Source organism: Candidatus Bathyarchaeota archaeon (assembly GCA_026014585.1).
GTDB lineage: Archaea > Thermoproteota > Bathyarchaeia > Bathyarchaeales > Bathycorpusculaceae > Bathycorpusculum.
This window is the reverse complement of record JAOZIA010000002.1, coordinates 418,402-441,020: the sequence shown is the minus strand read 5'-3', so window position 1 is coordinate 441,020 and position 22,619 is coordinate 418,402. Positions and strand designations below refer to the sequence as shown.

Here is a 22,619-nt window from a genome sequence, read left to right as displayed (position 1 = left end):
TGCATTAAACACTCAGGACAAACACAAGTAAACGGCAAATTCTTCGTAGCACAATTCTCCTTATACTTACATTTCTCACATCCAAAACTCTTCCCGCAAACCATACAGGTCTGCATAAACACAACCTCAGACTTCAAAATCTCCGAAACCGCAGCCGTAATCTTGTCAATATTATTAAAATTCTTGACACTAAACAAGCCCAAGTCACGATTATAATCCACACCCAACCTCAACAACGAAACAAATTTTTCTTTATCAAACCGTGGAAGCTTAAACCCTTTTTTATCCAAAACAATAACCATACAATTCAGAACCTGTCCATTTTAAGCAGAAAATCAACCTCTTCAGGCAAAAGACCCAAACCCAAAACAATCCCTTCTGAACTTGGTTTTTGCAGCATAATTTTGAGGAAAAGAACCACGTCTTTTTTTGCGGTTGCTTTGGAGATGTGGCATTGGGCTGCGATTTTTGCGCATATTTTGTCCAGTGTGGTGCGTTTGCTTTTTGTCCAGAAGAGTGTGATGATTTTTTCGGGTGGCGTTTTGATTTGGAAGGGCTTGTAGGATGTTGGGGCAACTGCGGCTGCCTGTGCCATTGTACTGTAGAAGTATTTGAGCAGGTGCCAGTTCTCCGTACCAATTCTGCCTCTAAACATGTCAGCTTTAGAAACAAGGTCATACGCTTCTGCCAACTCGTTGCAATCGGCGTATCTTCGGGGCAAATTGTCGCTAACTGACATTAAAAGCTCATCAAAATCCACATTTGAGCGGCTAAGCAAAATGTTAGCATCGGTTAAAGATTTAGCTGAAAAAAAGCTTGCAAGCGTTTCGTCCATGCTGATGTCTTTGTTGCGGTAGCTAAGCATCATCGTGTCCTTAGCGGTTAGCACCTTGTTTTCTTCACTTAACCCCTGAAGGTCATTAATGGCTGAGCGTACATCGCCACGGCTATTTTCCGCAATCCGCTCCAACGCCTCAAACTCTGCCTTTATGCCTTCAGCTTTGCAAATTCTCTGAAGCGCCAAGATGATTAGGGGTATGCGAACCTGTTGGAACCTGATTAGCAGGCACACTTTCTTGAGAGGGCGTAGCTTGCTTAGGTCGGGGTCGTTGGCTGCCATGATAACAGGGATGCGGGATTTTTCCACAATTTTTACAATTGCGCTTACTCCGCCGCGGTCTTCGTTGCCTGCGATGCCATCCACTTCATCCATGAACAGGATGTTTCCTTGGCTCCCAGACGAAAAAGTGTCCAGTGCGACAAAGGCTGTTGCTGGTCCCGCGATTTTGTTTATGGCCTTCTCAGTTCGTGTATCAGAAGCGTTCATTTCGATAACACGAAAATTAAACTCTTTAGAAGCAGCGTTTACAAGGGTTGTTTTGCCAACACCTGGTGGACCGTAGAGTAAAACGGCTTTTTTGGCGGTGCGTTTTTTGCCTTTGAACCATTCAATAAAGGTGGATTTGGCTTCTTCGTTACCTATGGCATCCGCTATTTTTTGCGGTCTGTACTTTTCAACCCAAAGCTCATTTTTCAAATTATTCGCCTAATGATTTTCCAAACTTAGCAAATTGAGCTAGCAGCGCGCTGAGTTGGATGTCGCTGTTTGCGCCCTGTGTTAGGCGGTAATCGTACTCCGCAATCAGATTGGTTAATTCAGCTTTCTGCTCAGGGGTAATGTAGGACATTTTCATTAGTTCCCGCTGAACCTGCTTGATGATTTCTGCACCTGAAAACCCAAAACTGCCAATCAAATCATACATCATTTTTCGAGCTTCCATAAAATCACCATTCAAAGCCTTGTTAATCATCATCTGCACCTGTTTGGGGCTAGCTTCGCCGACAACCTGCAAAACTGTTTTCTCATCCACGACTTTGTCCTCACGGTAAACCGCCGTAGTCTGCAACGTGTTAATCGCATGACGCAAATCACCCTCAGAGTAATCAACAATTCGCTCAGCTGCTTCAGGAGATAAAGTCACGTTTTCTTTGCTTGATATCCATAGCAAGTGGTCAATCATGGCTTTGCGGTCCAGTTTGGAGAAGCGAAAGATTGCACATCGGCTCTGGATGGGCTCAATGATTTTGCTGGATTGGTTACAGATTAGAATGAATCGGCTGGTTCGGCTGCTAGTCTCCATGATGCGCCTTAGCGCGGTTTGTGCGGCGCCAGTCATCTGGTCGCTTTCATCCAAAATGACAAGTGAAAATGGGATTTCGCCAAAGCTGGATCGGCTGTAACGTGAAAAGTCTTTGACGCGGTCGCGGACAGTGTCGATGCCTCTCTCGTCAGAAGCGTTAAGCTCTAAGGTGAAGTTTCTCCAGTTTTGCTGTCCGTAGAGTTCGTGGGCGATGCAAAGGGCAAGGGTGGTTTTGCCTGTGCCTGGGATGCCTGCGAACATGAGGTGTGGCATGGTTTTGGGGTTTTTCATGAATGCTTTGAGGCTTTCTACGATGTCTTTTAGGTCAACGACTTCGTCAAGTTTTTTGGGGCGGTACTTTTCAACCCACATCAATGCTTCTTGGTTTGCAGCCATAAAGTCACAATCCACAAATAATGATACAGATACGTTGCTTAATAGCTAATTATCTTTTCGTACCTGTATAACGCAAAAATCAAGTTTTGGCAGGTTTAGGTTTAACCGATTTTGCTGCCTTCCGCCACATCTTTCTCAGGCATAAGAACCGACACGTTCCCCTCATCATCCTCCGCAGCTAGCACCATACATTGAGATTCCAGCCCCGCCAACATCCGCTTCTGCAGGTTTATGAGAAAAACAACTTTTTTGCCCACAAGGTCTTCGGGCTGGTAATATTTTAGGAGTCCCGCGACTGCTTGGCGTTTTTCGGTTCCGAAGTCAGCGATGATTTTGATGAGTTTTTTGCTGTCTGGAACAGGTGTTGCCTCAATTATTTTACCTACTCGCAAATCAAGTTTTTCGAAGTCGGCAAATGTTATTTCTTCAGCCATGTAGTTCACGCTCAACGTTAAACTGTGTGTTTTGATATTTTACTTTGCTGGTTCAAACCGTTTTAACTGTTCCTCAAGTGATTCTCTGCGGATTTCTAAGGTTATGTCGCCGCGGGTGGTCTCGATGATTTTTCGGGCAACATCTTGCTTTCTACGTAGCCCCGGAACCAACATGTACGCCTCATCCAGCGCCATTAGTTCCATAAAGACTTCATCCATCAATTCAAGACATTCCTCGCCCCGTTTCACGTTACCCTCACGCAGAGCATCTAAAGCATACCGCCTATACTCGCCAACCACATCGGCTAAGCCCAAAACATACTCGACAGGGGGAACGCTGATTTCTTCTGGCTCAACAAAACGTGACTCAGTTATTAGTGTGTAGAATATGTTTGCTTCCGCGTATTCTTGCAGGGCGTCGCTAAACATTCCACTGTAGATTATGGCGGGATACTGGGTGGCTTGGGTTTGTAGGTTGCTGATTTGGTTTTTGGCGGTTGTTAACATTTTTTTTGCTTCATCCATTTTTCTTCTGTGGATGAGCAGTATGGCTTGTTTTGAAAGGCTGGTTGCTTGCCTCATGTTTTCTTGGGTTTCTTTTCGGATTTTGTCTTTTTGTTTTAAGTCTTCTTTTATGTCTCTCAAAACAGTGTTTAGTGTGGGCAAGTTCTTCACCTGTTTTTATAAAATCAACTGCTTATTTATTCTATTCCTACTTAGAAAGGTCACGTTTTATCTTTCAGACCATTGTTCCACTAATAGCTGGCGGTCTCCTACCTTGAAGCTGACTTTCACAAAAATTGAGTCTGCTCCTTTGAAGGGAAACATGCTGTCTTCAGCTAGGTCTTTTGGTATGTAGACTAGGTACTTGCCGTCTTTTCTTCTGAACAAGCGACCTTTCCCCTCGCTTACCACTAAATTCTCCTCTGCTAACTTGCTTAAAGCAAAACAACGTTCGGGTTTTCGTATTTAAGGTTATCCTTAAAATGTAGTGTAAGTTGTCATTTAAATGAAATTTTGTGGTAGAATTGAATTGTTTGCTATGGTTCAACTGCATTTGATTTTTTCAGTTGACTTAGCAGTACAACTCGGCTATCCGGTGACTCATCAATAACTCTATACCCTGTTTTCTCTGCCAAATCCGTCGCAAACGCCCTCACCTCACCATGAGTGGGCATGCTGTCAAAACCCAACCGCAAACTCGAAAACCCAATATGCATATACGCCTTAGCCTCAATATACGTCGGATTCGCCTTCGCTATTAACTTGGCATATTCATCAACCCTGTTCATATTGCGGTTCTTAACCAGAGTCATACGCGTAACAGTAGGACACCGAAAACTCTGCAACGACTCCAACGTCTCATTCAGCTTCTCCCAAGCCTCTGGAACCATTGGGCGACAAAGCTGCTTATACACCTGTTCATTTGGGGCACAAAGCGAAACATACAACTGACTGGGCTCTTTGGTTAGCTTCAAAAGCCTATTAGGCAAGGTTCCGTTGGAAACCAAAAACGTTGTCAATCCCCGCTTAAAAAAGCCCGCAATCAGCTCCCCCAGCGGCTCATATAACGTGGGCTCACCCGTCAGGCTGATTGCTACATGCTTGGGCTCTTGAGCTTCAACAAATTTCTTCCAATTCGTTTTCAGGTTGCCCTTATAGCCACTGAGTATTTTCTGTTGTGCTTTTAGGCTGCCTTCAATGATTTGTTGCACGCTGTCTTGATGGGGTATTGTAAGTTCATCCCATTTAACCTGTAAGTCCCCGTTTTGGGCGCGCCAACAAAACATGCACTGCTGAGTGCAACAATACAGTGACGGCGTCATCTGCATGCACCGATGGCTCTTGATTCCGTAAAACTTTTCCTTGTAGCAATTTCTGCCGTTAACTATGGATTCGTAGAGCCATTTGCAGCGTTTTACTGCAGAGTGGCTACCGACTATGTGATATTTCTGTTTTTTTAATGCTGTAACAAGCTGGTTTGGGATTGTTTCTTCCACGATTTGCCCAGTCCAAAGTTTTACTATTTTTACTGCTGGCTGCCTTTTAATATTGCGCTAAAAACCAAAGTTTACTCTAATCCATATGCGCAGAAGAATAATTGAGATGAAAGGGTGCTTATAGCAGGTTTTGGAAGTTTTCCTTAACTGTTGTTAGAACTACATGCGTGTTAGTTCTTTCAATATAAGGTAGTGCCAAAATGTGCTTTGTGAATGCTCCAAGGTCTTCGCGGTTTTTGAATTTGCCGATGATTACTGCATCAGTTGAACCTGTTACATCGTAGACTCCGCAGACGTTTGGGATTTTTGCGATTTCCATTTCCATTTCGACTAGTCTGCCTTTTGAAACGGTGATTTCGGTTACGACTGTTAGTTGGAAGCCTAGTTTTTCGTGGTCAAGAATTGCTGCGTAACCTTTGATTAGTCCTTCGTCTTCCATTTTTTTAATTCTTGATAGAACGGTGCCTACGGATACTCCTACGTTTTTGGCTATTTGTCTGCTTGAGAATCGGGCGTCTTCTAGGAGACCTTTGAGGATTTTAATGTCTGTTTCGTTTAACTCCATTTATATGCCTCTGTACATTCTTTCAGTTAACCGTATCTTTTTGAAACGTTTATTGTTATAAACAATCAATTATCTTAATAAAGATTCAGTTTATTATGTGCCAGTCAAATGATTAAAAATGCCTAAAACCATGTGGCAGAAAAAATAATTTGAGACAGCAATCTTAAATTACGAGCAAAACCCACAAATAGCCTGAAGCCCGATGCAAACAAAATACAACACCATACTTGTTCTGGATTTCGGAGGACAATACTGCCACCTAATCGGCAGACGAATACGCGAACAAGGCGTCTACTCAGAAATCGTTCCACACGACATAACCCCTCAAGAAATCCAAGCGCTCACCCAAAAATTCAACATTTGCGGCTTAATCTTCTCAGGTGGACCCTCCAGCGTCTATGACGAGAATGCTCCAAAAATTGACCCCCGCATTTTAGATTTGGATTTGCCAATTCTTGGTTTATGTTACGGGCACCAGTTGCTTGCACAACTGTCAAAGGGCAAAGTTGAGCCAGCAACCTGCAAAGAATACGGTATCGCACACATTAACGTCGACAAACCTGTCGGTGTGCTGTCGGGTTTGAGCTCAAAAGAGCAGGTTTGGATGAGCCACGGCGACACAGTCTACAATTTACCGTCGGAATTTGAACCCCTTGCCCACACAAACAGCTGTCCAGTAGCAGCTTTCCGACATAAAAACAAGCCAATATACGGTTTACAATGGCACCCTGAAGTAATCCACACTGAAAAAGGTGAATTAATGCTTAAAAACTTCATCTTTGAAGTGTGCAAATGCCAAGCTAACTGGCAAATGGAAGATTTAATTACAAAAATGGTGCAAGAACTCAAAACTGAAGTCGGAAACGACACAGCAATCATCGGCTTAAGCGGCGGAATCGACAGTAGCGTCGCCACGGCACTGGCAGCAACAGCATTAGGCGACAAGTTAACTGCAGTGTTTGTCGACCATGGCTTCATGCGTGCCGATGAGCCAGAGGAAATCCGACAGGCATTCTCAAAATTCAACATTAACTTCATCATCGCAGACGCTCAAGACCGCTTCATGAAACGCCTGCAAGGCATTGTTGAGCCTGAACAGAAACGCAAAATCATCGGCGAAGAATTCATCCGTGTCTTTGAGGAAATCGCGGTGAAATCAGATGCACAGTACCTTATTCAGGGAACCATTTATCCTGACAGAATTGAATCAGGTTTTCGTAAAAACAGCAACAAAATAAAATCCCACCACAACGTTGCAGGGCTTCCTGAAAAAATGAAGTTCAAAAAAATCCTCGAACCCCTGCGTGACCTCTACAAAGACGAGGTCAGAAAAGTCGCCAAAATGCTAGAGTTACCGCCAGAAATCGTTGGCAGGCAACCCTTTCCAGGTCCTGGTTTAGCAGTACGCATAATCGGGGAGTTGACGCCTGAAAAAGTCAAAATCACTCAGTTAGCCAACAAAATTGTGCGGCAAGAAATTGAACGTAACGGTTTAGCAGAGAACTTGTGGCAGTACTTTGCAGTTTTAACCGACACCAAAGCCACAGGCGTTAAAGGCGATGCGAGGGCGTATGGTTACGTGGTTGCAGTACGTACCGCAGAGAGCAGAGAGGCTATGACGGCAAGCTTTGCTAAGATTCCCTACCCTGTGCTGGAGGCTATTTCAACAAGGATAACCAACGAAATCCCGCAGGTTACCCGTGTAGTTTATGATATAACCCATAAGCCGCCTGCAACAATCGAGTGGGAATAAGAAACTCTGTACTCTCACCTCTTATTTTTTGCTTGTTGATAAATTAGGCGTATAAGCGGTTAACCATGTGCCTGTTCTGAAAGCGACTGAAACGTTTTAAAAACCCCTTCACCTTTCTCTTAACTATTCAAGGTAATTGTTATGAGTGCAAACAAGCTTTTCGGGACAAACGGGGTCAGAGGACTCGTAAACAAAGAGTTAACCGTTGAAATGGCAATCAAACTTGGCGCCGCAATAGGCACATTTTTTGGAAGAAAAAACCTCATCATCGGATATGACGCACGAACCAGCGGACCAATGTTTGCCAAAGCAGTAATGTCAGGCTTAACCGCAACAGGATGCAACGTGTTCATAGCAGGAATGGCATCCACACCCGCCCTACAGTTTTCCGTAAAAAACCACAAAATGGATGGCGGAGTAATAATAACCGCATCACATAACCCTCCAGAATACAACGGCATCAAAGTCATCTGGAGCGACGGCATAGAAACTAGTCATGAGCAGGAAGCAGAAATCGAAAAAATTTATTTTGATAACAAAATCGTTTATGCCGACTGGGACAAACTGGGCACGGTTCAAGAGTCATCAGGTATTAATGATGAGTATGTTGCAGCAATGAAAAAGCACGTTAATGTTGAAGCTATCTCAAAGAAAAAATTTCATGTTGTCGTAGATGCTGCAAACAGTGTAGGCGGAATAGCAACTCCAGTTTTGCTGCGTGAACTAGGCTGCAAAGTAACCACAATAAACGCTAACATTGACGGAACCTTCCCCGGACGCATGCCTGAACCCCGACCTGAAAACCTCAAAGACATGCCCCTTGTTGTCAAAGCCGTCGGCGCAGACATGGGCGTTGCCTTTGACGGAGATGCCGACCGCAGCATCTTCTGCGACGAGAACGGCACGATTTACTGGGGCGATAAAACCTTTGCAATCGTGATTAAACAGTATTTCCTCAAAAACCCAGGAGCCACAATTGTTACCCCCGTTAGTTCATCTACGCTAATCAAAGACACTGCCGAAGCATACAACGGCAAAATCGCATGGACCAAAGTTGGCAGCGTAACCGTCTCACAGAAAATGAAGGAAATAGACGCAGAACTTGGCGGGGAAGAAAACGGCGGAATCTTCTACAGACCACACCAGGCCGTGAGGGATGGTGCAATGACTACTGCGTTGCTTCTTGATATTATGACTCAGACGGGTCAATCGCTTTCACAGTTGGTTGCTGAGCAGCCTCAATACTTTATTGAAAAAGGCAAAATCGATTGCCCAGACGACAAAAAAGCCTTGGTGCAACAGGCAATTTATGAGCAGGTAAAAAATCTTAAAGTTAGCACGATTGATGGCGTGAAAATCTGGTTTGATGATGCCAGCGCGATTTTGATTCGTCCAAGCGGAACCGAACCAGTCTTCCGACTCTACGCTGAAGCTAAAAGCCAAGACAAAGCATTAAAGCTAGTAGAGGACTACACTTTACGGCTTAAAAACATCCTACAAACAGTTTAAGCCCAAACTGTCTCTCCACGGAGTAATCATGTAATGCCCTCAGCACTAGCCCTCACCCCCCAAGATCTTCTCACTTTCGAGAACCACTCAAACTACACCATTGCTGTTGTAGGTTGTGGGCAAAGAGGTGTTCTCTACGCGGACCAGTTTGCTGGGGCAGGCTTCAATGTTGTCTGCAGTGATGCTGACCAAAGCTTAGTGAAGCGGCTGGCTAAGGGTAAATCTGTTTTTGTTGAGCCTGAAGTGGAGAAAAACCTCAAAAAACACATCACCAAAGGAAACCTGAAGGCTTCAAACGAGATAAAAGACGTCGTTGCTAAAAGCGACATTGTTGTGCTGGCGGTTCCACTAAAAATTGATGACAAAAAAAATTCCCGTTCTCAAGAAATCGTTAACGTCTGCAAGCAGATTGGTTCGGTACTGCCTGAGGGTTCACTGGTTATTTATGGGGAAATCTCTGGGTTTGGACTCTTAGAGGGCATAATCAAGGAAACTTTGGAGAACACTTCGGGTTTAAGTGCTGGTAAAGATTTCGGTTTAGCATACGCACCCTACCCTAACAAACCCAATCATCATTTAGCATTTAACGTTGCCGCTCAAGACCCAGTCAGCCTCAATTGTGCCTGCACCGTTTTGTCTGTATTATCCCCAAATGTTGTGTCCATTGATAATGTTAGAGTTGCAGAGTTAACACAACTGTTTGAGGCAGTAAAAGATGATTTACAGTTAGCGTTGGCAAATGAGTTGGCTGTTTACTGTGAGAAAGCTGGAGTAGACTATTTTGAAATCCTAAAACTGCTCAACCTACCCAGCACCAGTTTTTATCCTGCAGTAAGCGAAGAAAAAAACAGTGACCAAATTTTCCTGATGCTTGAGAGCTCAGAAAACCTAAACACTACACTACGGTTGCCCACGCTGGCTAGACAAATTAATGAGGCAATGCTTAAGCATGGAGTAGCCTTAACGCAGGAAGCTCTTGTGGCTTGTGACAAAACACTTAGGCGCGCCAGAGTAGCCGTTTTTGGGGCAGTAAACCCCGACTCATCTACTGAGCAGTTTGCCAAGCTTTTAGTACAGAAAGGTGCCAAAACAAGAGTTTATGACCCCTTGCTTAGCAGAACTGATGTTTCAGAAACCTCAAGCATTTTAAAGAAAACCTCAAATGAAGCCTTCGAGGGCGTTGACTGCATTGTCATCTTTAGTAGAACAGAACAGTTTAAACGCTTAAATCTGAAGAAGATTCATACTTTGATGAAATCGCCCTGTGCGTTAGTAGATTTAATTGGTGTTGTGGAGCCTGTAAAGGTGGAAGCTGCAGGCTTCATCTACAGGGGTTTAGGTAGAGGTTTGAAGAAAAATTGAAGAAACTAGGCGTTGCCGTAATCGGAACAGGATTTTGGGGAAAAAACCACGCAAGAATCTACAAAGAACTGCCATCAACCGAACTAATTGCTATCTGCGACATTAACGCTGAACGGGCAAAAGCTATCGCAAACCAGTATGGCGTAGAAGCCTACACCAGCAGCCAAGAAATGCTTAAAAACGAAAAAATCGAGGCGCTCAGCATCTGCACGTGGTCAACAATTCTTGCCACTGAAGCATTAGCTGCGTTGCACGCTGGAAAACATGTTCTTGTAGAGAAACCCATGGCAACCAATACTACGCAAGCCTTGCAGCTTGTAGAAACCGCCAAACAAAACAATGTCCACCTAACCGTCGGTTTTCTGATGCGGTTTATTCCTGGGTTGCAAGCAATCCGTAAAGCAGTTGAATCAAAACAAATCGGTGACCTTGTTTGTGCTACTGCAAAGCGGGTTTCTCAGTGGCCTGAACGCATCGGCGATGTGGGTGTGGTTAAAGATACCGCGATTCATGATATTGACGTTATGCATTTCATTTCAAACGATGACCCCGTTTCAGTTTACGCGAAGATGGGTAGTCGAAAAATCCAAAAATTCGAGGATTACGCACAGATAATGCTGACTTATAAAGATGGCAAAAGCGCCTTTATCGAATCTAACTGACTCACACCATACAAAACCCGAACATTAATTGCAACAGGCAGCGAAGCCATAATGCGTCTTGACTACATCACGCAGGACCTGTGGATTGAGAAAAAAGACGAAACCGTTCAGCCCCGTTACCCCTTCCAGGAACCCTTAAAATGTGAACTGCAGCATTTCGTTGAATGCATAACTGAAAAGAAAACTCCCTTAATCACGGGTTTAGATGGACTGAAAGCTTTACAGGTTGCCGAAGCAGCGATAGAGTCATCTGCAAAAAATAAGGCAGTAGAAATAAAAAGTTTATTTTAGGTTGAAGGGTTTTCCTTCAGTCACAATTTTTTCTGGTGCTTTTTCTTTCCATTTTTTAAGGAACGGCAAATCCTCGGTGTCTTTGCGTAGCTCATCGGGAAGCATTTCTGGAATTTCATCGCGGATTGGGTACCAACGTAGGCATTTGGGGCAAACAATTACGCCTTCAACAACTTCATCTTTTTCTTCAAAAACGTGCAATTCCAGCGGGTGATGCTTGTCAATTGGGCAAGCCAAGATTTCCATTAATTTACGCTTCATACCTGTAAACTTCCGCTGTATAATTACTTGGTTTTGCTATTAAAACTTGGCTTTTCTACCGCTAAGATGAATGTCTAAAACGGTTTGATACCAGTTAGGTCCAGTACTCCTGATGATTCTGGCATAACTAACGCTGTAATCAAGACCCTCCAAAACATCACTAATTTTCTGCTTGGTTTTTTCTATGGCTTCATTGCGGTTTTCTGCGTGCTCAAAATCGTGGAAGTGAATCCAGCCGCCTGACGGTTTAAGCGTTTTAACAGCGTATGGCAAATATTCAAGTGCCAGTTCAGGAAGTGGCATCAAAACCCTGTCTGCTACACCTTGCAAGCCAATAACCGCCTCTTTAGCATCCCCTAGAAGCGAAATCACCCTACCCGAAACTCTGTTCAGCTTAACATTTTCTTGCATAAACTCAAAAGCGATAGGGTTAACATCAATCGAGTACACTTTGACACTTGGTTGGACTTTGGCAATTTCTATCGAGAAACAGCCTGCCCCCGCGAACATGTTAACCACTACTTCGCCGTTGCCAACTAAGCCTGCGATTCTACCCCGTTCAAACTGAAGACGCGGCGAAAAATAACATTTTTCAACATCAACCTTAAAGATGCAGCCTGCCTCCCGATGAACTGTAACTGTGCAGCCGTCACCAGCTAAGCATTCAAGTTTGCGAATCCGAAAATCGCCGCCGACTTGGCTTGTCTGCAAAAACACCGACTTAACGTTACGGTACAGGTTCATTATTGCTCGTGCAGCTTTATCTGCAGCTTCTCGGTTGTTGTTGGGAACTTTGATGATTGCTATATTGCCTACTACGTCATAGGAGTTGTAGATTTTGCTGGGTGCTCCTTGCCCAAGTGTGCGGTTGGCTCGCTCTTGCAGGCGTATTCTCAAATTAGGCTATCCGTCCAAGCTAAACTATTGGAAAGCTTTAAAAGCCAAATACTTTTCTTTGTAGGCAAAGGCGTTTCTTATGGAAAAGAGCGGAATTGTTTACGAATGCATCCGATGTGGCTCCCGGGTTCCTTCTGAAGAGTTGGAGCTCCGTGGCGGCGAAACTAAATGCATAATTTGCGGTTACAGAATTTTAAAGAAAGTTAAACCGCCAGTTGTTAAACGGGTTCAAACAAGATAAAAATGGAAAGCCCAGTTAAGAACTGAGCAATAGAATTTTTCTTTTTTTAGTTTAGTAGATTTCTTTGTCTCCGAGTTTACGCAGTGCCTTTCCTTTAATCTTCACTGGATCATCAAAGTCGTCTTCGGGCATTTTCTCAGTTGTTTGTCGTCTGACAGTTTCGCCGCAGATGCCTCCTGGAAGCAACCGGCGTTTCATGCACATTGAGTATGTGCAGTTTGCAACGTTGCAGGCTTCTTCGGTCCATCTACACCAAACTGAATCTCGTCGGTAGAATGCAGAGTTTTTAGCGCATTTAAAGGAACGACATGTTGGAGAACAAGGTTTTGATTGAGCCAAATCAATACACCCTCTAATCAAAAATCAATTCATAGACGTTTTTGACACATTTAAGATTCATTTCCCAAAAAAACCATATAAACCTTCTTGTTCGTCACTCAATAAAACAAAACTAACCCCACAAGCAGAACCATGTAATCTGCGTCTATCAAGGGAAAACAGGAAAAAGTAGGTCTATTTTTTGTGGTTGTTTTCTTTTTTGAACTTCAATTCAGGCGGCGCAATGGTGATTCGGGTGTCTGACGCGACAGGTGAAGTTATCCACACGTTTCCGCCGATAACCACGTTGTCGCCGATGATTGCCTGTGCCCCAAGCAGAGTTGCTCCAGAATAAATCACCACATTATTACCTATTGTTGGATGACGTTTCCTGCCCTTGATTATTTGTCCCTTCTCATCCTTGAGGAAGCTTAAGGCTCCAAGTGTTACGCCTTGATAGAGCTTGACGTTGTTGCCGATTTCGGTGGTTTCTCCAATCACCACGCCTGTGCCGTGGTCAATGAAGAAGTTTTTGCCGATTTTTGCGCCTGGGTGAATATCTATACCTGTTAGGGAATGAACGTGTTCGCTCATGATTCGGGGAATTACAGGTACACAGCGCAAGTAAAGCTCATGTGCGATTCGGTATGTAGTTATTGCAAGTACACAGGGGTAACTTAGAATGACTTCTTCTGTGCTCAGTGCTGCAGGGTCACCTGCATAAGCCGCCTCAATATCGCCGCGTAGTACCGCGCGTATTTCGGGAAGTTTCTCAAGCAATTCTTTAACTACTACTTGAGAACGTTTTTGGCAGAGGTCTTTGGGGCAATCGCTGATTTTCCTGCAGATGCACTTGAGGCTCTTTTCCACCTCATCAGTTAATCTTATGTAAACTGAATTGAGCGTGTTCCCAAGATGGTATCTTACGTTGGCTTTGCTGATTTCAGTTTTACCCAAATAGCCCGGAAAGAGCACTGTGAATAGGTCTTCTAAAATTTCGATGACTACCTTTTTTGAGGGAAGCTCTTTTCCTGCTAGGTGATCCATACCGCCAAAAGTTTCATAATTTGCCATCATTTCATCGACAAGTTTAGGTAACCCTGTTTCTACCCAGTTATCCTCAACAGTTTCCAAGTTTTCCATTAGAGCACTCAAGATTTTCTCTGGATTCCAACCTGCCGCCTCCAAGTTTTTATCGAGGCATTTTTCGCATTCTTTTGAGCACTCTGAGGTTTTCTTTGACATAAGCTTCCCTTTCTCAAAGTATTAGAGAAAGCAGAATATAAAAAAAGCGTAATAACCGAGAAATTATGTTGACTCTTGAAACAAAACAGTGCTTAAATAACGTTCCCCAGTGTCTGGTAAAATCACCACAACAAGTTTGCCGCTGTTTTCTTGACGTTTAGCAATTTGCAGAGCCGCATACACTGCTGCACCTGAAGAAATCCCTGCCAATATCCCCTCTTTCAGCGTCAATTGCCTTGCAGTCTGGATAGCATCCTCATCAGTAACCTGAAAAACCTCATCAACCAAATCCATCCTAAGCACATCAGGTTTAAAGCCAGCACCTATGCCCTGAATTTTATGCGGTCCTTTTTTGCCGCCGCTTAGCACTGCCGAGGATGCTGGTTCCACCGCTACCGTTTTGAAGCTGGGTTTAAGTGGCTTGATGTATTCTGCGATGCCTGTTATTGTTCCACCTGTGCCCACGCCCGCAACTATAATGTCAATTTTACCTTCGGTTGCATCCCAGATTTCTGGACCAGTTGTCTCTACATGCGCTTTAGGGTTTGCTGGATTCTTGAATTGCTGGGGCATAAAACTGTCTGGTGTGCTGGCAGCTAATTCTTCAGCTTTCTTGATAGCGCCGCCCATGCCGTTTATTCCAGGTGTCAGGACGATTTGGGCTCCGTAGGCTTTGAGCAGTGTGCGGCGTTCTATGCTCATATTTTCAGGCATGGTCAAAATCAGCTTGTAACCTTTCACTGCAGCTACCATGGCAAGACCAATGCCTGTGTTGCCGCTTGTGGGCTCAATTATTGTTGCACCCGGCTTGATTATGCCTTGTTTTTCAGCTTCTTCAATCATGCTTTTGCAGACGCGGTCTTTGATACTGCCGCCTGGGTTTCTTGCTTCCAGCTTGGCAACCACGGTGGCGCCCACGTTTTGGGTTAGCTTGTTTAAGCGTACCATGGGGGTTTTGCCGATTGTTTCCAAAATGTTACTGTCAATATCCATTTTTTCTGCAATCATCCTTAAAACAGCAAACGCTGCTCGCTTATGATACAATCAGCAATAGTTGATAATAAAGAAATCTGAATATGCCCACATAAACGGTAAAGCCTTTAAATGGGCTAGGTGTTTCTATATTGCGCTAACGTTGTGCGGAGGTCGCCCAGCATGGCCAACGGCGTAGGACTGAGGCTCCTATCCTGCAGAGGTTCGTGGGTTCAAATCCCACCCTCCGCACCAACAAAGAACCATTAGTTTAGCTCATTTTATGTTCGTTTTTAGTGCAAAACCGAGAAAATCGACTTTGATTTGAGCGCACAATTTGATTTCACTTGAGCGTTTAAACTGGCATTCCTTGGTTACTAAATCGGATGGGCGTTTCTATCGAAGAACGAAAAATAAAGTTGCCCTATTTTTATGGGGAAAAGTGAATAAAGTTTCTGTTGATTCTGGCAAACCCTATTGACGTTTGCTAAGCTTCAGGGATAGTTTCTGCGTTACTTGAGTTTATGGTAACCAACTTGAGAAAAAAGAAAGAAGGTTTACTGATTTCAACGAAGCCATAGATGGAACATCGACTGCCGTTTTTTTTCAAGCTATAATTTCGCGTCTTCTCTTAACGTCGTAGGCAATCCCTGTTACAACAACTAATATCATAACTATATCAGAAACATAGCCCAGAAGGGAAAGAATAGTATAGGAATTTGTTCCTTCTGCGTCAAACATTGTTAGAGGCCACCCAAAGATTGCTATTGCAACTGAAAACCAAAACATGATAACAAAGAGGATTAAAGTCCATGGCCATAACTTTGCAAGAATGTTAGCTGAGTTACCGCCTAGATGTGCATTCCACCAGTTTAACGGTTTGTTTATTCTAGTGGCGACGGCGCTGGCGACAACTCCGAGGACTAGTGGGGGAGTGCCACCTCCAACCAAAAAAAGTACAAGGCAGAGAAGTAACAAAACTAAAGGGCCGTATCTTTTTTGAACAAATGCAACTGCCCATATAGTGACAACTAAACCAACAAGTACTGCAAGAAGGCCTGAGATAAAAAAATTGGGGATAACCGTAAAGGCCGGTTCTGTTGCACCTATCCAAAATTTTTGCGCGGGACCAATCGCATCAATAACTAAGTCGCTTGGTGTTGTGTTACCTTGAAGTATTTCAAAGAAACCATGCTCCATGCCAGCTAGCCCAACAATAGCTCCAAGAGTAGATGCTATTATTCTTGTAGCGCTAATCTGCGTGTTATTTTGTTTTGGGATGGCTTTCTCCTCTTTCAATTTTATCCCGCCTCAAGAGAGTTATTTTGAACTTTTTAGTTTATATAATATTCCATGATTGTTTGGTGAGATGATTCATTCATGCCTCCGTGATTTTGTATATCTAGTTCAATTAGCAGCCACAAGTTTCATAAGCAAACTAGCATAAACTAACTAACGGTGTGTAGATTGAGGCTTTGGCCGCAGAAACGATGGAAACAAGTAATCCTAATACTACTAATTGCTCTTGTTGTAGTGTTCATTGTATTCATATCAATTGCGGGTATGTTGATGTCTGGCATGATTAACAGAGAAATCGTCAGTGAAGTCGAAATCTTAAACGCGGATGGCACCAAAACTGCGTTAATAGTGTATCAGCCAGGGTTTAGCAGTTCTCCAAGAGATTATTCTTATGCTTTCGCCGAGGGATTAGCCGCAAGCAATTGGAAGGTAGAAATCACCACAGCTAGCCCTCAAGCACCTTCCGACCTCTCCAAATACAGTCTAGTCACGTTTGCGTTTCCAGTGTATGGTGGAACCGCGGGAACAGCCGTCGTAAGCTACATCAACAGGATTGGCGACCTTGGGGGGGTTGACACGGTAATTCTTGCATGTGGCGGTGGAGACGTTAAAGAAAACTTGAATCCTCCTCTAAAACAGCAAGTCCAAGATGCAAACGGTAACTTCTATAAGGGGCTATCATTGTCTGCTCAAGATAGTTCAGGCTCGATGCAAATAATCCAACAAACCACAAGCAGCATTACTCCCTAACCCGATTGTAGATTCTTTGAAGTCCACCCGAGAATCTGCATGAAAAAACTTGGTCGCTTAATGCACAAGTTTGCTTTGGGATGGTTGGGAGATGGGCAGTTTGCTGTGTATGATGTTGCTTATCAACTACGTCTCTAATGCTGTCGCATGCTTGGTTACCAGTTCTGTCTCTTCAAAAGCCTGAAAGTTTAAACGCAAGTTTAAAACTTCCCTCCGCGCAACTCAACCAACCTTAATTGTTCACTAAATGAAAGAATCAGACTTCCAATGTCCACGGTTTTAAGGTTGTAGGCAACGTTTACACCTGTCTTCTCCGCACAGACATAACCCGCCTCTCTGAGCTGGTTTATTTGCCAAGTGAGCGCCTGCGAAGACAAACCTAATGTGGCTGCGATGTCTCGGTGCAGAGCATTTTCGTTTTGGGCTAAAATCAATAGAATCTGTCCTGTGGTTTGATGCCGCATAAGCGAAATCAGTTGCATATCTGTTTCTGAGAATGCACCCTGTAAAAAGAAGCGCACGTTTTGCCCATCCGCGTACGCTACAATCAAGCCTGCATGTCCAAGCACATCCAAATGATACTGCACCACACCAACAGACAAGCATAGCCCGTCACAGATTCCTCTGAAATGCACTCCTGGGTTATCTTTGATGAAAACGTAAATTTGGTTTCTGGTCGGCTGATTGAGGCAATCTGAGGCGTTGCTGTGTAAACCTGCGACAACAGCTATTGGGATTGTGCCCAGCTGGTGGAGGTTGTCACTGTTTTGTGGTGCAGTAAAAAAGTTGCTGGGCTCAGCGGAAGCTACGGTTACAAAGCAAGCTGAAAGCATCAAGATAACAAACATTATCACTGCAGTGTTTTTTTGGTTCAAGGAGCATCCAGCAAATTTTGGTGTTGCACTTATTTAATGAATTCTGTAAGGTACTGTACTACTGGTAAAGTCGTGTACCAGAATCCCTTTCTTTAGGTTTCACATTTACACCTGTAGGTGAACGAAACGTCGCAGATTCAAAAGAAAAAACGAAAACGGCAACTCACCACCATCGAGCAGATAACCGAAGACTCAGCAATCCAAAACGCTGCACAAGTTACAGAGGTTCTAAACGAGCTTGAAGCACAGGGAGTTAGCCTTGACATTCAGGTTTGTCCCAAATGCAAAAGCCCCAAGCTTAAGCGAGTGGAGAGCACAGGAGGCGATGTATTGGGAAATATGGGTTTGACACCGCCAAGTTACAAGTGCCTTGATTGTGGCTGGCAGGAACGGTTGGTTTTGAAGGCTACCAATAAACGGTGGAATGTTAAGGATGTTGAGTTAATCCGTGAAGCCATGGACCTCGAAGATGAACCATCCGAATAGCCTATTTTAATTCTTTAAGTAATGCTTTGGCTTCCTGTGACAGTTTAGGTCTGCTTCTCCCACTAATAACTAAAAACACCGTACCAATGGCGATAAGGGCAGCTCCAAAAAACACCACACTCAACGGCGGCACCCACCCAAACTGCAAAGTAACCGTGAACACAATCATGACAATTCCAATGATTATCATGGAGAGGTTGCTTTGGGATGCCGTTGCGTGCATGGCAAACTCTTTTTTTCCCTCATCCGTCACTTGGTAGTAGCCTTGTTTTTCCTCAATCATACCCGCGTTAGCGAGATAATTCCAGTCATAATGAAAGTGGCCATCAGATTTGTAGCCCAGCGCCGCGCAAATGTTTGATTTTACTCCAGGTTCAGCTTTGATTTTGCTGTTTGAAGCTGAATAGATGAAGTAGAGTAGTTTGGTTCGGGGTGACTGGATATCAGCGTTTATTCCGCGGGGCTTGGACAATTGTTTCACTCTGTCTCTATTTTTGGGTTCGAGTAAGATAAACCCAGCTATGTAGACTGCTTTTTATTGCGTAAGTTTTCCTTAAAAGTCTCTGTTTTTGTTGCTCTAACCCTTAGAGTCCCGTATCTAAATGTTAGGGCTATATCTGCCCTGTGCCTTCTATGGTTTTCAGAAATCAAATTAATGGAGGAAAAAACAAGATGGGAACAAGTTTCCAATACAGCAAAAATCTCGCCTGTGAAGGCGCAATACTAATGACCCTCACCATAATTCCTTACGTTGGCTGGGTTTTAGGTATCATCGGTGTATTTCTGCTGCTTAGAGGTCTTAAGGAGCTCTCAGGCTACTATCAAGACACTGACATATACAAGAACTCACTCACAGGTCTCAAATACTACATAGTTGCAATAATTGCGGCTGCCGTAGCAATACCAGCAATGATGATTGGTCTGGCATCAGTATCGCTTATCCCAGACTTTCCAGGATTTGGAGCAGTTGGATTTGCCGCCGGAATCGCAATCACTCTTGCAGCTATAGTTATCGCTTTCATATTCTACATACTCGCTGCTTCAAACCTAAAAAAAGCTCTCAACACACTGGCGCAAAAATCAGGTGAGCATTCATTTGAAACCGCAGCAACCTTCCTGTGGATAGGTGCTATCCTAACGATAGTGTTTGGGCTTGGTTTGCTCTTAATGCTGGTTGCTTGGATATTTGTGGTAGTTGGGTTCTTCTCAATGAAGCCCCCAGCAGGTACCTACCAGCCAAACGGGTACACAGCACAACAAGCACAAGCAACAACCACTCAGACTGCACGATACTGCCCTCACTGCGGCGCTCCTGTAGCCTCAGATGCCACCTACTGCGCACACTGCGGAAAACAGCTATCCACTTAAATCTTTAAAACCCTTTTTTCTTTTTTATTTTTTTTTGAGTAGTGGTTACCAACGACGTTAAGGTCACTGTTGTTAACAGTGCAATAATTATTTGTCTGTTGGATTGAAGCAGTTTTCCTGAAGGCATGAAACAGCGGTTGCTTGGTTATAAACTGTCATGTTAGCAAGAAAATATGCACGCTGCTTTTGTTGAGTCTTGCTGAAAAAATATAATACTCTGTTGTTCTCATCTTAACGTGCTGGTGCCCAAATATGCCTGTCTTAGTTAACTATCATTTTAGTCAACGATTTACTGTAAGCGCTAAAGAAGCCTTTGATTGGTGTACAGATTTTAGCCCACAAGATCACTGGTTAATGGGCGTAGAGAATGCCACGCGGGAAATCACGCAAATAACCGAGAACACAGTAATCTTAACCGATACTTTCCAAACACCCGAAGGCATTGTTGTAAAACAAAAACTCGTGCAACTCTACCCTGACGATTTAACTTGGACATGTACTCACCTAAGTGGACCAAACAGGCACTCACAATTCTTATACACGATTACGCCACAAGAAAAAACCGCTTCAACACTGACCTTTAACGCTAACTATCTAGAATGTGCTGAGCAAGCTGATGCGAAACTTGTAGCTGAGAATCTTTGTAAGGCTGATGCTGCTGCCTGGATGCTGTTGGCAAAATTCATGGAAACTGAACTTAAAAAATAGTTTTTTGTCTTCAGGAACAGTTTATTGATTACTTGCTTGGCAGTCAGATTCTTAAGTAACATAGCACTATGTAAACCTTAAAGTTAACAAACTAATCAATCAGTGACCACTTTGGAGCCATTAACTAAACGTTCAATCCAACTCTTAAAAACCCTCTACGAAAAAGGCAAATCCACAAGCACCTACACACTTAAAGTCAAACAAGATGAACTCTCCGACCAGCTAGGTGTCAGCCGTCAAGCCCTCAATGTGCACCTGCGCAAACTCAAAAACAGCGGCTACATTCGAACAGGCAGAGGATTCATTGATGTAACCGACAAAGGCTTGGCTGCCCTGAGCATATCAACTACGCCTGCATTTATTTTCCTCAAGATTTCTCCAATAAAACGCATACAGGTTTATGAGCAAATACGTGCCTTGAATGTTTCTAGAGCTTTTCGTGTTGCTGGGGAAGTTGACGCATTGATTATGGTTGAGCGTGAGAATCTTGATGAAATCCTTAAAAAACTCTACGCAATAGACGGCATTGAAGACACCCGCTCATACGTCACAATTGAAGTCATTAAATAGCCCAAACAGGTTTTTTACTGTCTTTTTTGTTTATCTTGCAAAAGGTATATTTGACACGTAGCCATGAAAGACTGTGCTAAAATAGAAGGTTCAGTATAAAATGCCGATATTAGACCCAATAAAGAAAACGTTAGCTCAAAAGCACAGGTTGTACATGAAAATCTGCAGAGACTGCGGTGCACGTAATGCGGCATCTGCTCTAAAATGTCGAAAATGTAAAGGCAAAAATCTCCGTTGGAAGAAACGTGAGATAGTAAAGTAAAACCCTGTTTTCTTTTATTTTCCTCTTACTTTAAAATATCTAAGTCAAATTTTTTGCTTTATAAATAGTCAGAGTTCCTTCTTCTTCCTTAAAAGATAAATTGCTTTTTTGCAAAATTTCTTTCAGCACTTGCTTGTCTGAGGTGTCAAGGTTTGCTTTTATCCGAAGCTGGTAGCTTGAAGTTTCGTCTTCTGAGTCTGCAATTAATGTTATGGCGACTTCATTTAGGCTCCTGCAAACAGAATTAAGTTCTCTGAGCATTGTTACAGCGTCAGATCTTTTCAAAAAATTCACCATTAACTTGTTAGTTGTTCTCAGAATTAAATTTATGCTGACTCAAAAATGATAAAAAAGTGATGTTTTTTGAATTAAAATTGATTGTAATATTTAATTTTTTACGGAGCTACCAACTGCGTAGTATTATCATAGTGTTGGTTTTCATGATTCCCTCCACGCGACGGATTCTCTCGATACATTCATTAACTTCTGCAACGTTCATGCCTCCAATTACTGCTACAATATCATACTCTCCAGTGACCTCGTAAATTGTTTCTACATTAGGAACAGCTTGAATAAGCTTTGAAACTTCATGAGTTGGATAAACTGGGTTTGTTGCAAGCAGGATTATGGCTTCTGCGCCTTCGGTTACTCCAATTTTCACAGTGAATTTTCGGATAATTCCTTCATCGTTTAGGGTTTTGATTCTTTTTCTGATGGCTCCTTCAGATAAGCCAACTTTGCTGCCTATTTCTCCAAACCCTGCTCTTCCATCGTCTTTGAGGATTTTTATTATTTTTTTATCCACTTCATCCATGAGGTTCGCCACTAACTGTTGTATATTTAAAAAATTTAACGATTTCTATTCTTGCCCTTGGATGGTTGGTTCGAAATCCGCTCTGTAATTGCTTATTTGAACATGGATTCGGTGGCTTGGCGGCTTGTCCTAAATAGAACATTTTAAAACCAAGCTGTAACAAATAAGTCACAACCTTTAAAAGTTAGCCAACTTTATTACAGAAGTCATTTCCAAAAAAAGTGGCGAATAAAATGATAAAACAAGCAAACACAAGCCTCAAAGCAAAATGTCCTGACTGCGACGCTGACCTAGACGTGCCAGCCGACACTGAGAAAGGAGAAATCGTAAGTTGCCCCGGATGCGGACTCGAACTTGAAGTCAAACAGGTAAAATGCGGCTGCGTTGACCTTCAAGAGCTAACCATTGAAGGCGAAGACTGGGGCGAATAAGAGTATTCT

The 22,619-nt window shown here is 43.3% G+C and carries 30 protein-coding genes and 1 tRNA gene; 14 read left to right on the top strand and 17 right to left on the bottom strand.

The genetic code is table 11. The annotated features are described in order from the left end of the window. Window positions 1-307: 307 nt before the first annotated feature. The 7 genes from NWF01_02540 to NWF01_02510 all read right to left on the bottom strand — a co-directional run bounded on the left by NWF01_02540 (window position 308) and on the right by NWF01_02510 (window position 5,536). Window positions 308-1,537, bottom strand: a complete 1,230-nt coding sequence (locus NWF01_02540) for a replication factor C large subunit (GenBank protein ID MCW4023896.1) — start codon at window positions 1,535-1,537, stop codon at window positions 308-310. A gap of 1 nt (window position 1,538) precedes the next feature. After that, window positions 1,539-2,537, bottom strand: a complete 999-nt coding sequence (locus tag NWF01_02535; GenBank protein MCW4023895.1) for a replication factor C small subunit — start codon at window positions 2,535-2,537, stop codon at window positions 1,539-1,541. 101 nt (window positions 2,538-2,638) lie between these two features. Continuing rightward, window positions 2,639-2,971, bottom strand: a complete 333-nt coding sequence (gene metG / locus NWF01_02530) for a methionine--tRNA ligase subunit beta (protein MCW4023894.1) — start codon at window positions 2,969-2,971, stop codon at window positions 2,639-2,641. A gap of 39 nt (window positions 2,972-3,010) precedes the next feature. Next, the gene (locus NWF01_02525; protein MCW4023893.1) at window positions 3,011-3,637 is read right to left on the bottom strand and encodes a hypothetical protein; all 627 of its coding nucleotides are present in this window, start codon (window positions 3,635-3,637) and stop codon (window positions 3,011-3,013) included. A 66-nt stretch (window positions 3,638-3,703) separates the two neighbouring features. Then, complete coding sequence (locus NWF01_02520; GenBank protein ID MCW4023892.1) at window positions 3,704-3,862, bottom strand: hypothetical protein; 159 nt, start codon at window positions 3,860-3,862, stop codon at window positions 3,704-3,706. A gap of 149 nt (window positions 3,863-4,011) precedes the next feature. Next, the gene (gene twy1, locus NWF01_02515) at window positions 4,012-4,971 is read right to left on the bottom strand and encodes a 4-demethylwyosine synthase TYW1 (GenBank protein MCW4023891.1); all 960 of its coding nucleotides are present in this window, start codon (window positions 4,969-4,971) and stop codon (window positions 4,012-4,014) included. 118 nt (window positions 4,972-5,089) lie between these two features. Continuing rightward, window positions 5,090-5,536: an Lrp/AsnC family transcriptional regulator gene (locus tag NWF01_02510; GenBank protein MCW4023890.1), complete on the bottom strand. Its 447-nt coding sequence runs from the start codon at window positions 5,534-5,536 to the stop codon at window positions 5,090-5,092. A gap of 202 nt (window positions 5,537-5,738) precedes the next feature. Here NWF01_02510 and guaA point away from each other — a divergent pair, with 202 nt between their 5' ends. From guaA to NWF01_02485, 5 genes are all read left to right on the top strand, one after another. After that, on the top strand, window positions 5,739-7,289 hold the full coding sequence (gene guaA, locus NWF01_02505) for a glutamine-hydrolyzing GMP synthase (protein MCW4023889.1): 1,551 nt from the start codon (window positions 5,739-5,741) through the stop codon (window positions 7,287-7,289). Between the two features lie 141 nt (window positions 7,290-7,430). Continuing rightward, window positions 7,431-8,798 carry a phosphoglucosamine mutase gene (glmM, locus tag NWF01_02500; GenBank protein MCW4023888.1) on the top strand — a complete coding sequence of 456 codons (1,368 nt, stop codon included), beginning with the start codon at window positions 7,431-7,433 and terminating at the stop codon, window positions 8,796-8,798. A 33-nt stretch (window positions 8,799-8,831) separates the two neighbouring features. Next, window positions 8,832-10,160 (top strand): 3-hydroxyacyl-CoA dehydrogenase NAD-binding domain-containing protein, encoded by a 1,329-nt coding sequence (locus NWF01_02495; GenBank protein ID MCW4023887.1) that lies wholly within the window; start codon window positions 8,832-8,834, stop codon window positions 10,158-10,160. After that, on the top strand, window positions 10,157-10,822 hold the full coding sequence (locus tag NWF01_02490; protein MCW4023886.1) for a Gfo/Idh/MocA family oxidoreductase: 666 nt from the start codon (window positions 10,157-10,159) through the stop codon (window positions 10,820-10,822). Before NWF01_02495 ends, NWF01_02490 begins: the two co-directional genes overlap by 4 nt. A 51-nt stretch (window positions 10,823-10,873) precedes the next feature. Further along, the gene (locus NWF01_02485; GenBank protein ID MCW4023885.1) at window positions 10,874-11,113 is read left to right on the top strand and encodes a Gfo/Idh/MocA family oxidoreductase; all 240 of its coding nucleotides are present in this window, start codon (window positions 10,874-10,876) and stop codon (window positions 11,111-11,113) included. On the opposite strand, the gene NWF01_02480 is transcribed toward NWF01_02485, so the two are convergent. Both NWF01_02480 and NWF01_02475 read right to left on the bottom strand, forming a co-directional pair. Next, window positions 11,105-11,374: a Trm112 family protein gene (locus tag NWF01_02480; GenBank protein MCW4023884.1), complete on the bottom strand. Its 270-nt coding sequence runs from the start codon at window positions 11,372-11,374 to the stop codon at window positions 11,105-11,107. The two genes, NWF01_02485 and NWF01_02480, sit on opposite strands and share 9 nt — an antisense overlap. Window positions 11,375-11,413: 39 nt before the next feature. Beyond that, complete coding sequence (locus NWF01_02475; GenBank protein MCW4023883.1) at window positions 11,414-12,271, bottom strand: class I SAM-dependent methyltransferase family protein; 858 nt, start codon at window positions 12,269-12,271, stop codon at window positions 11,414-11,416. Window positions 12,272-12,350: 79 nt separating this feature from the next. Between NWF01_02475 and NWF01_02470 the strand changes: the two genes are divergently transcribed. Then, window positions 12,351-12,512: a DNA-directed RNA polymerase subunit P gene (locus tag NWF01_02470; protein MCW4023882.1), complete on the top strand. Its 162-nt coding sequence runs from the start codon at window positions 12,351-12,353 to the stop codon at window positions 12,510-12,512. Between the two features lie 51 nt (window positions 12,513-12,563). On the opposite strand, the gene NWF01_02465 is transcribed toward NWF01_02470, so the two are convergent. The 3 genes from NWF01_02465 to cysK all read right to left on the bottom strand — a co-directional run bounded on the left by NWF01_02465 (window position 12,564) and on the right by cysK (window position 15,068). After that, window positions 12,564-12,851: a hypothetical protein gene (locus NWF01_02465; GenBank protein ID MCW4023881.1), complete on the bottom strand. Its 288-nt coding sequence runs from the start codon at window positions 12,849-12,851 to the stop codon at window positions 12,564-12,566. Window positions 12,852-13,025: 174 nt separating this feature from the next. After that, a complete protein-coding gene (locus tag NWF01_02460) occupies window positions 13,026-14,075 on the bottom strand; it encodes a serine acetyltransferase (protein MCW4023880.1) in 1,050 nt (349 codons plus the stop codon). 63 nt (window positions 14,076-14,138) lie between these two features. Further along, the gene (cysK, locus tag NWF01_02455) at window positions 14,139-15,068 is read right to left on the bottom strand and encodes a cysteine synthase A (protein ID MCW4023879.1); all 930 of its coding nucleotides are present in this window, start codon (window positions 15,066-15,068) and stop codon (window positions 14,139-14,141) included. 146 nt (window positions 15,069-15,214) lie between these two features. On the opposite strand from cysK, the gene NWF01_02450 reads away from it, so the two are divergent. Continuing rightward, window positions 15,215-15,302 (top strand) — tRNA-Leu (locus tag NWF01_02450). Window positions 15,303-15,653: 351 nt separating this feature from the next. On the opposite strand, the gene NWF01_02445 is transcribed toward NWF01_02450, so the two are convergent. Continuing rightward, window positions 15,654-16,346, bottom strand: coding sequence for a hypothetical protein (locus NWF01_02445; GenBank protein MCW4023878.1), 693 nt, complete (start codon window positions 16,344-16,346; stop codon window positions 15,654-15,656). A 168-nt stretch (window positions 16,347-16,514) separates the two neighbouring features. Between NWF01_02445 and NWF01_02440 the strand changes: the two genes are divergently transcribed. Then, window positions 16,515-17,096: a hypothetical protein gene (locus NWF01_02440; GenBank protein ID MCW4023877.1), complete on the top strand. Its 582-nt coding sequence runs from the start codon at window positions 16,515-16,517 to the stop codon at window positions 17,094-17,096. A gap of 200 nt (window positions 17,097-17,296) precedes the next feature. Here the strand turns inward: NWF01_02440 and NWF01_02435 are convergent, their stop codons facing one another. Next, window positions 17,297-17,971: a winged helix-turn-helix transcriptional regulator gene (locus tag NWF01_02435; protein ID MCW4023876.1), complete on the bottom strand. Its 675-nt coding sequence runs from the start codon at window positions 17,969-17,971 to the stop codon at window positions 17,297-17,299. Between the two features lie 117 nt (window positions 17,972-18,088). Between NWF01_02435 and NWF01_02430 the strand changes: the two genes are divergently transcribed. Next, entirely contained in the window at window positions 18,089-18,457 is a 369-nt protein-coding gene (locus tag NWF01_02430; protein ID MCW4023875.1) for a hypothetical protein, read from the top strand. Between the two features lies 1 nt (window position 18,458). Here NWF01_02430 and NWF01_02425 read toward each other — a convergent pair whose 3' ends face one another. After that, the gene (locus NWF01_02425) at window positions 18,459-18,929 is read right to left on the bottom strand and encodes a hypothetical protein (protein MCW4023874.1); all 471 of its coding nucleotides are present in this window, start codon (window positions 18,927-18,929) and stop codon (window positions 18,459-18,461) included. 161 nt (window positions 18,930-19,090) lie between these two features. On the opposite strand from NWF01_02425, the gene NWF01_02420 reads away from it, so the two are divergent. The 4 genes from NWF01_02420 to NWF01_02405 all read left to right on the top strand — a co-directional run bounded on the left by NWF01_02420 (window position 19,091) and on the right by NWF01_02405 (window position 21,365). Continuing rightward, complete coding sequence (locus NWF01_02420) at window positions 19,091-19,825, top strand: DUF996 domain-containing protein (protein MCW4023873.1); 735 nt, start codon at window positions 19,091-19,093, stop codon at window positions 19,823-19,825. A 252-nt stretch (window positions 19,826-20,077) separates the two neighbouring features. Beyond that, window positions 20,078-20,533 (top strand): hypothetical protein, encoded by a 456-nt coding sequence (locus NWF01_02415; GenBank protein MCW4023872.1) that lies wholly within the window; start codon window positions 20,078-20,080, stop codon window positions 20,531-20,533. Window positions 20,534-20,644: 111 nt separating this feature from the next. Continuing rightward, complete coding sequence (locus NWF01_02410; GenBank protein MCW4023871.1) at window positions 20,645-21,103, top strand: Lrp/AsnC family transcriptional regulator; 459 nt, start codon at window positions 20,645-20,647, stop codon at window positions 21,101-21,103. A 100-nt stretch (window positions 21,104-21,203) separates the two neighbouring features. Beyond that, window positions 21,204-21,365: a 50S ribosomal protein L40e gene (locus tag NWF01_02405; protein ID MCW4023870.1), complete on the top strand. Its 162-nt coding sequence runs from the start codon at window positions 21,204-21,206 to the stop codon at window positions 21,363-21,365. A gap of 39 nt (window positions 21,366-21,404) precedes the next feature. On the opposite strand, the gene NWF01_02400 is transcribed toward NWF01_02405, so the two are convergent. Next, the gene (locus tag NWF01_02400; GenBank protein ID MCW4023869.1) at window positions 21,405-21,650 is read right to left on the bottom strand and encodes a hypothetical protein; all 246 of its coding nucleotides are present in this window, start codon (window positions 21,648-21,650) and stop codon (window positions 21,405-21,407) included. A 118-nt stretch (window positions 21,651-21,768) separates the two neighbouring features. Continuing rightward, window positions 21,769-22,179, bottom strand: a complete 411-nt coding sequence (locus NWF01_02395) for an Lrp/AsnC family transcriptional regulator (GenBank protein ID MCW4023868.1) — start codon at window positions 22,177-22,179, stop codon at window positions 21,769-21,771. A 221-nt stretch (window positions 22,180-22,400) separates the two neighbouring features. Here NWF01_02395 and NWF01_02390 point away from each other — a divergent pair, with 221 nt between their 5' ends. Further along, window positions 22,401-22,610, top strand: a complete 210-nt coding sequence (locus NWF01_02390; protein ID MCW4023867.1) for a lysine biosynthesis protein LysW — start codon at window positions 22,401-22,403, stop codon at window positions 22,608-22,610. Window positions 22,611-22,619: the final 9 nt, after the last annotated feature.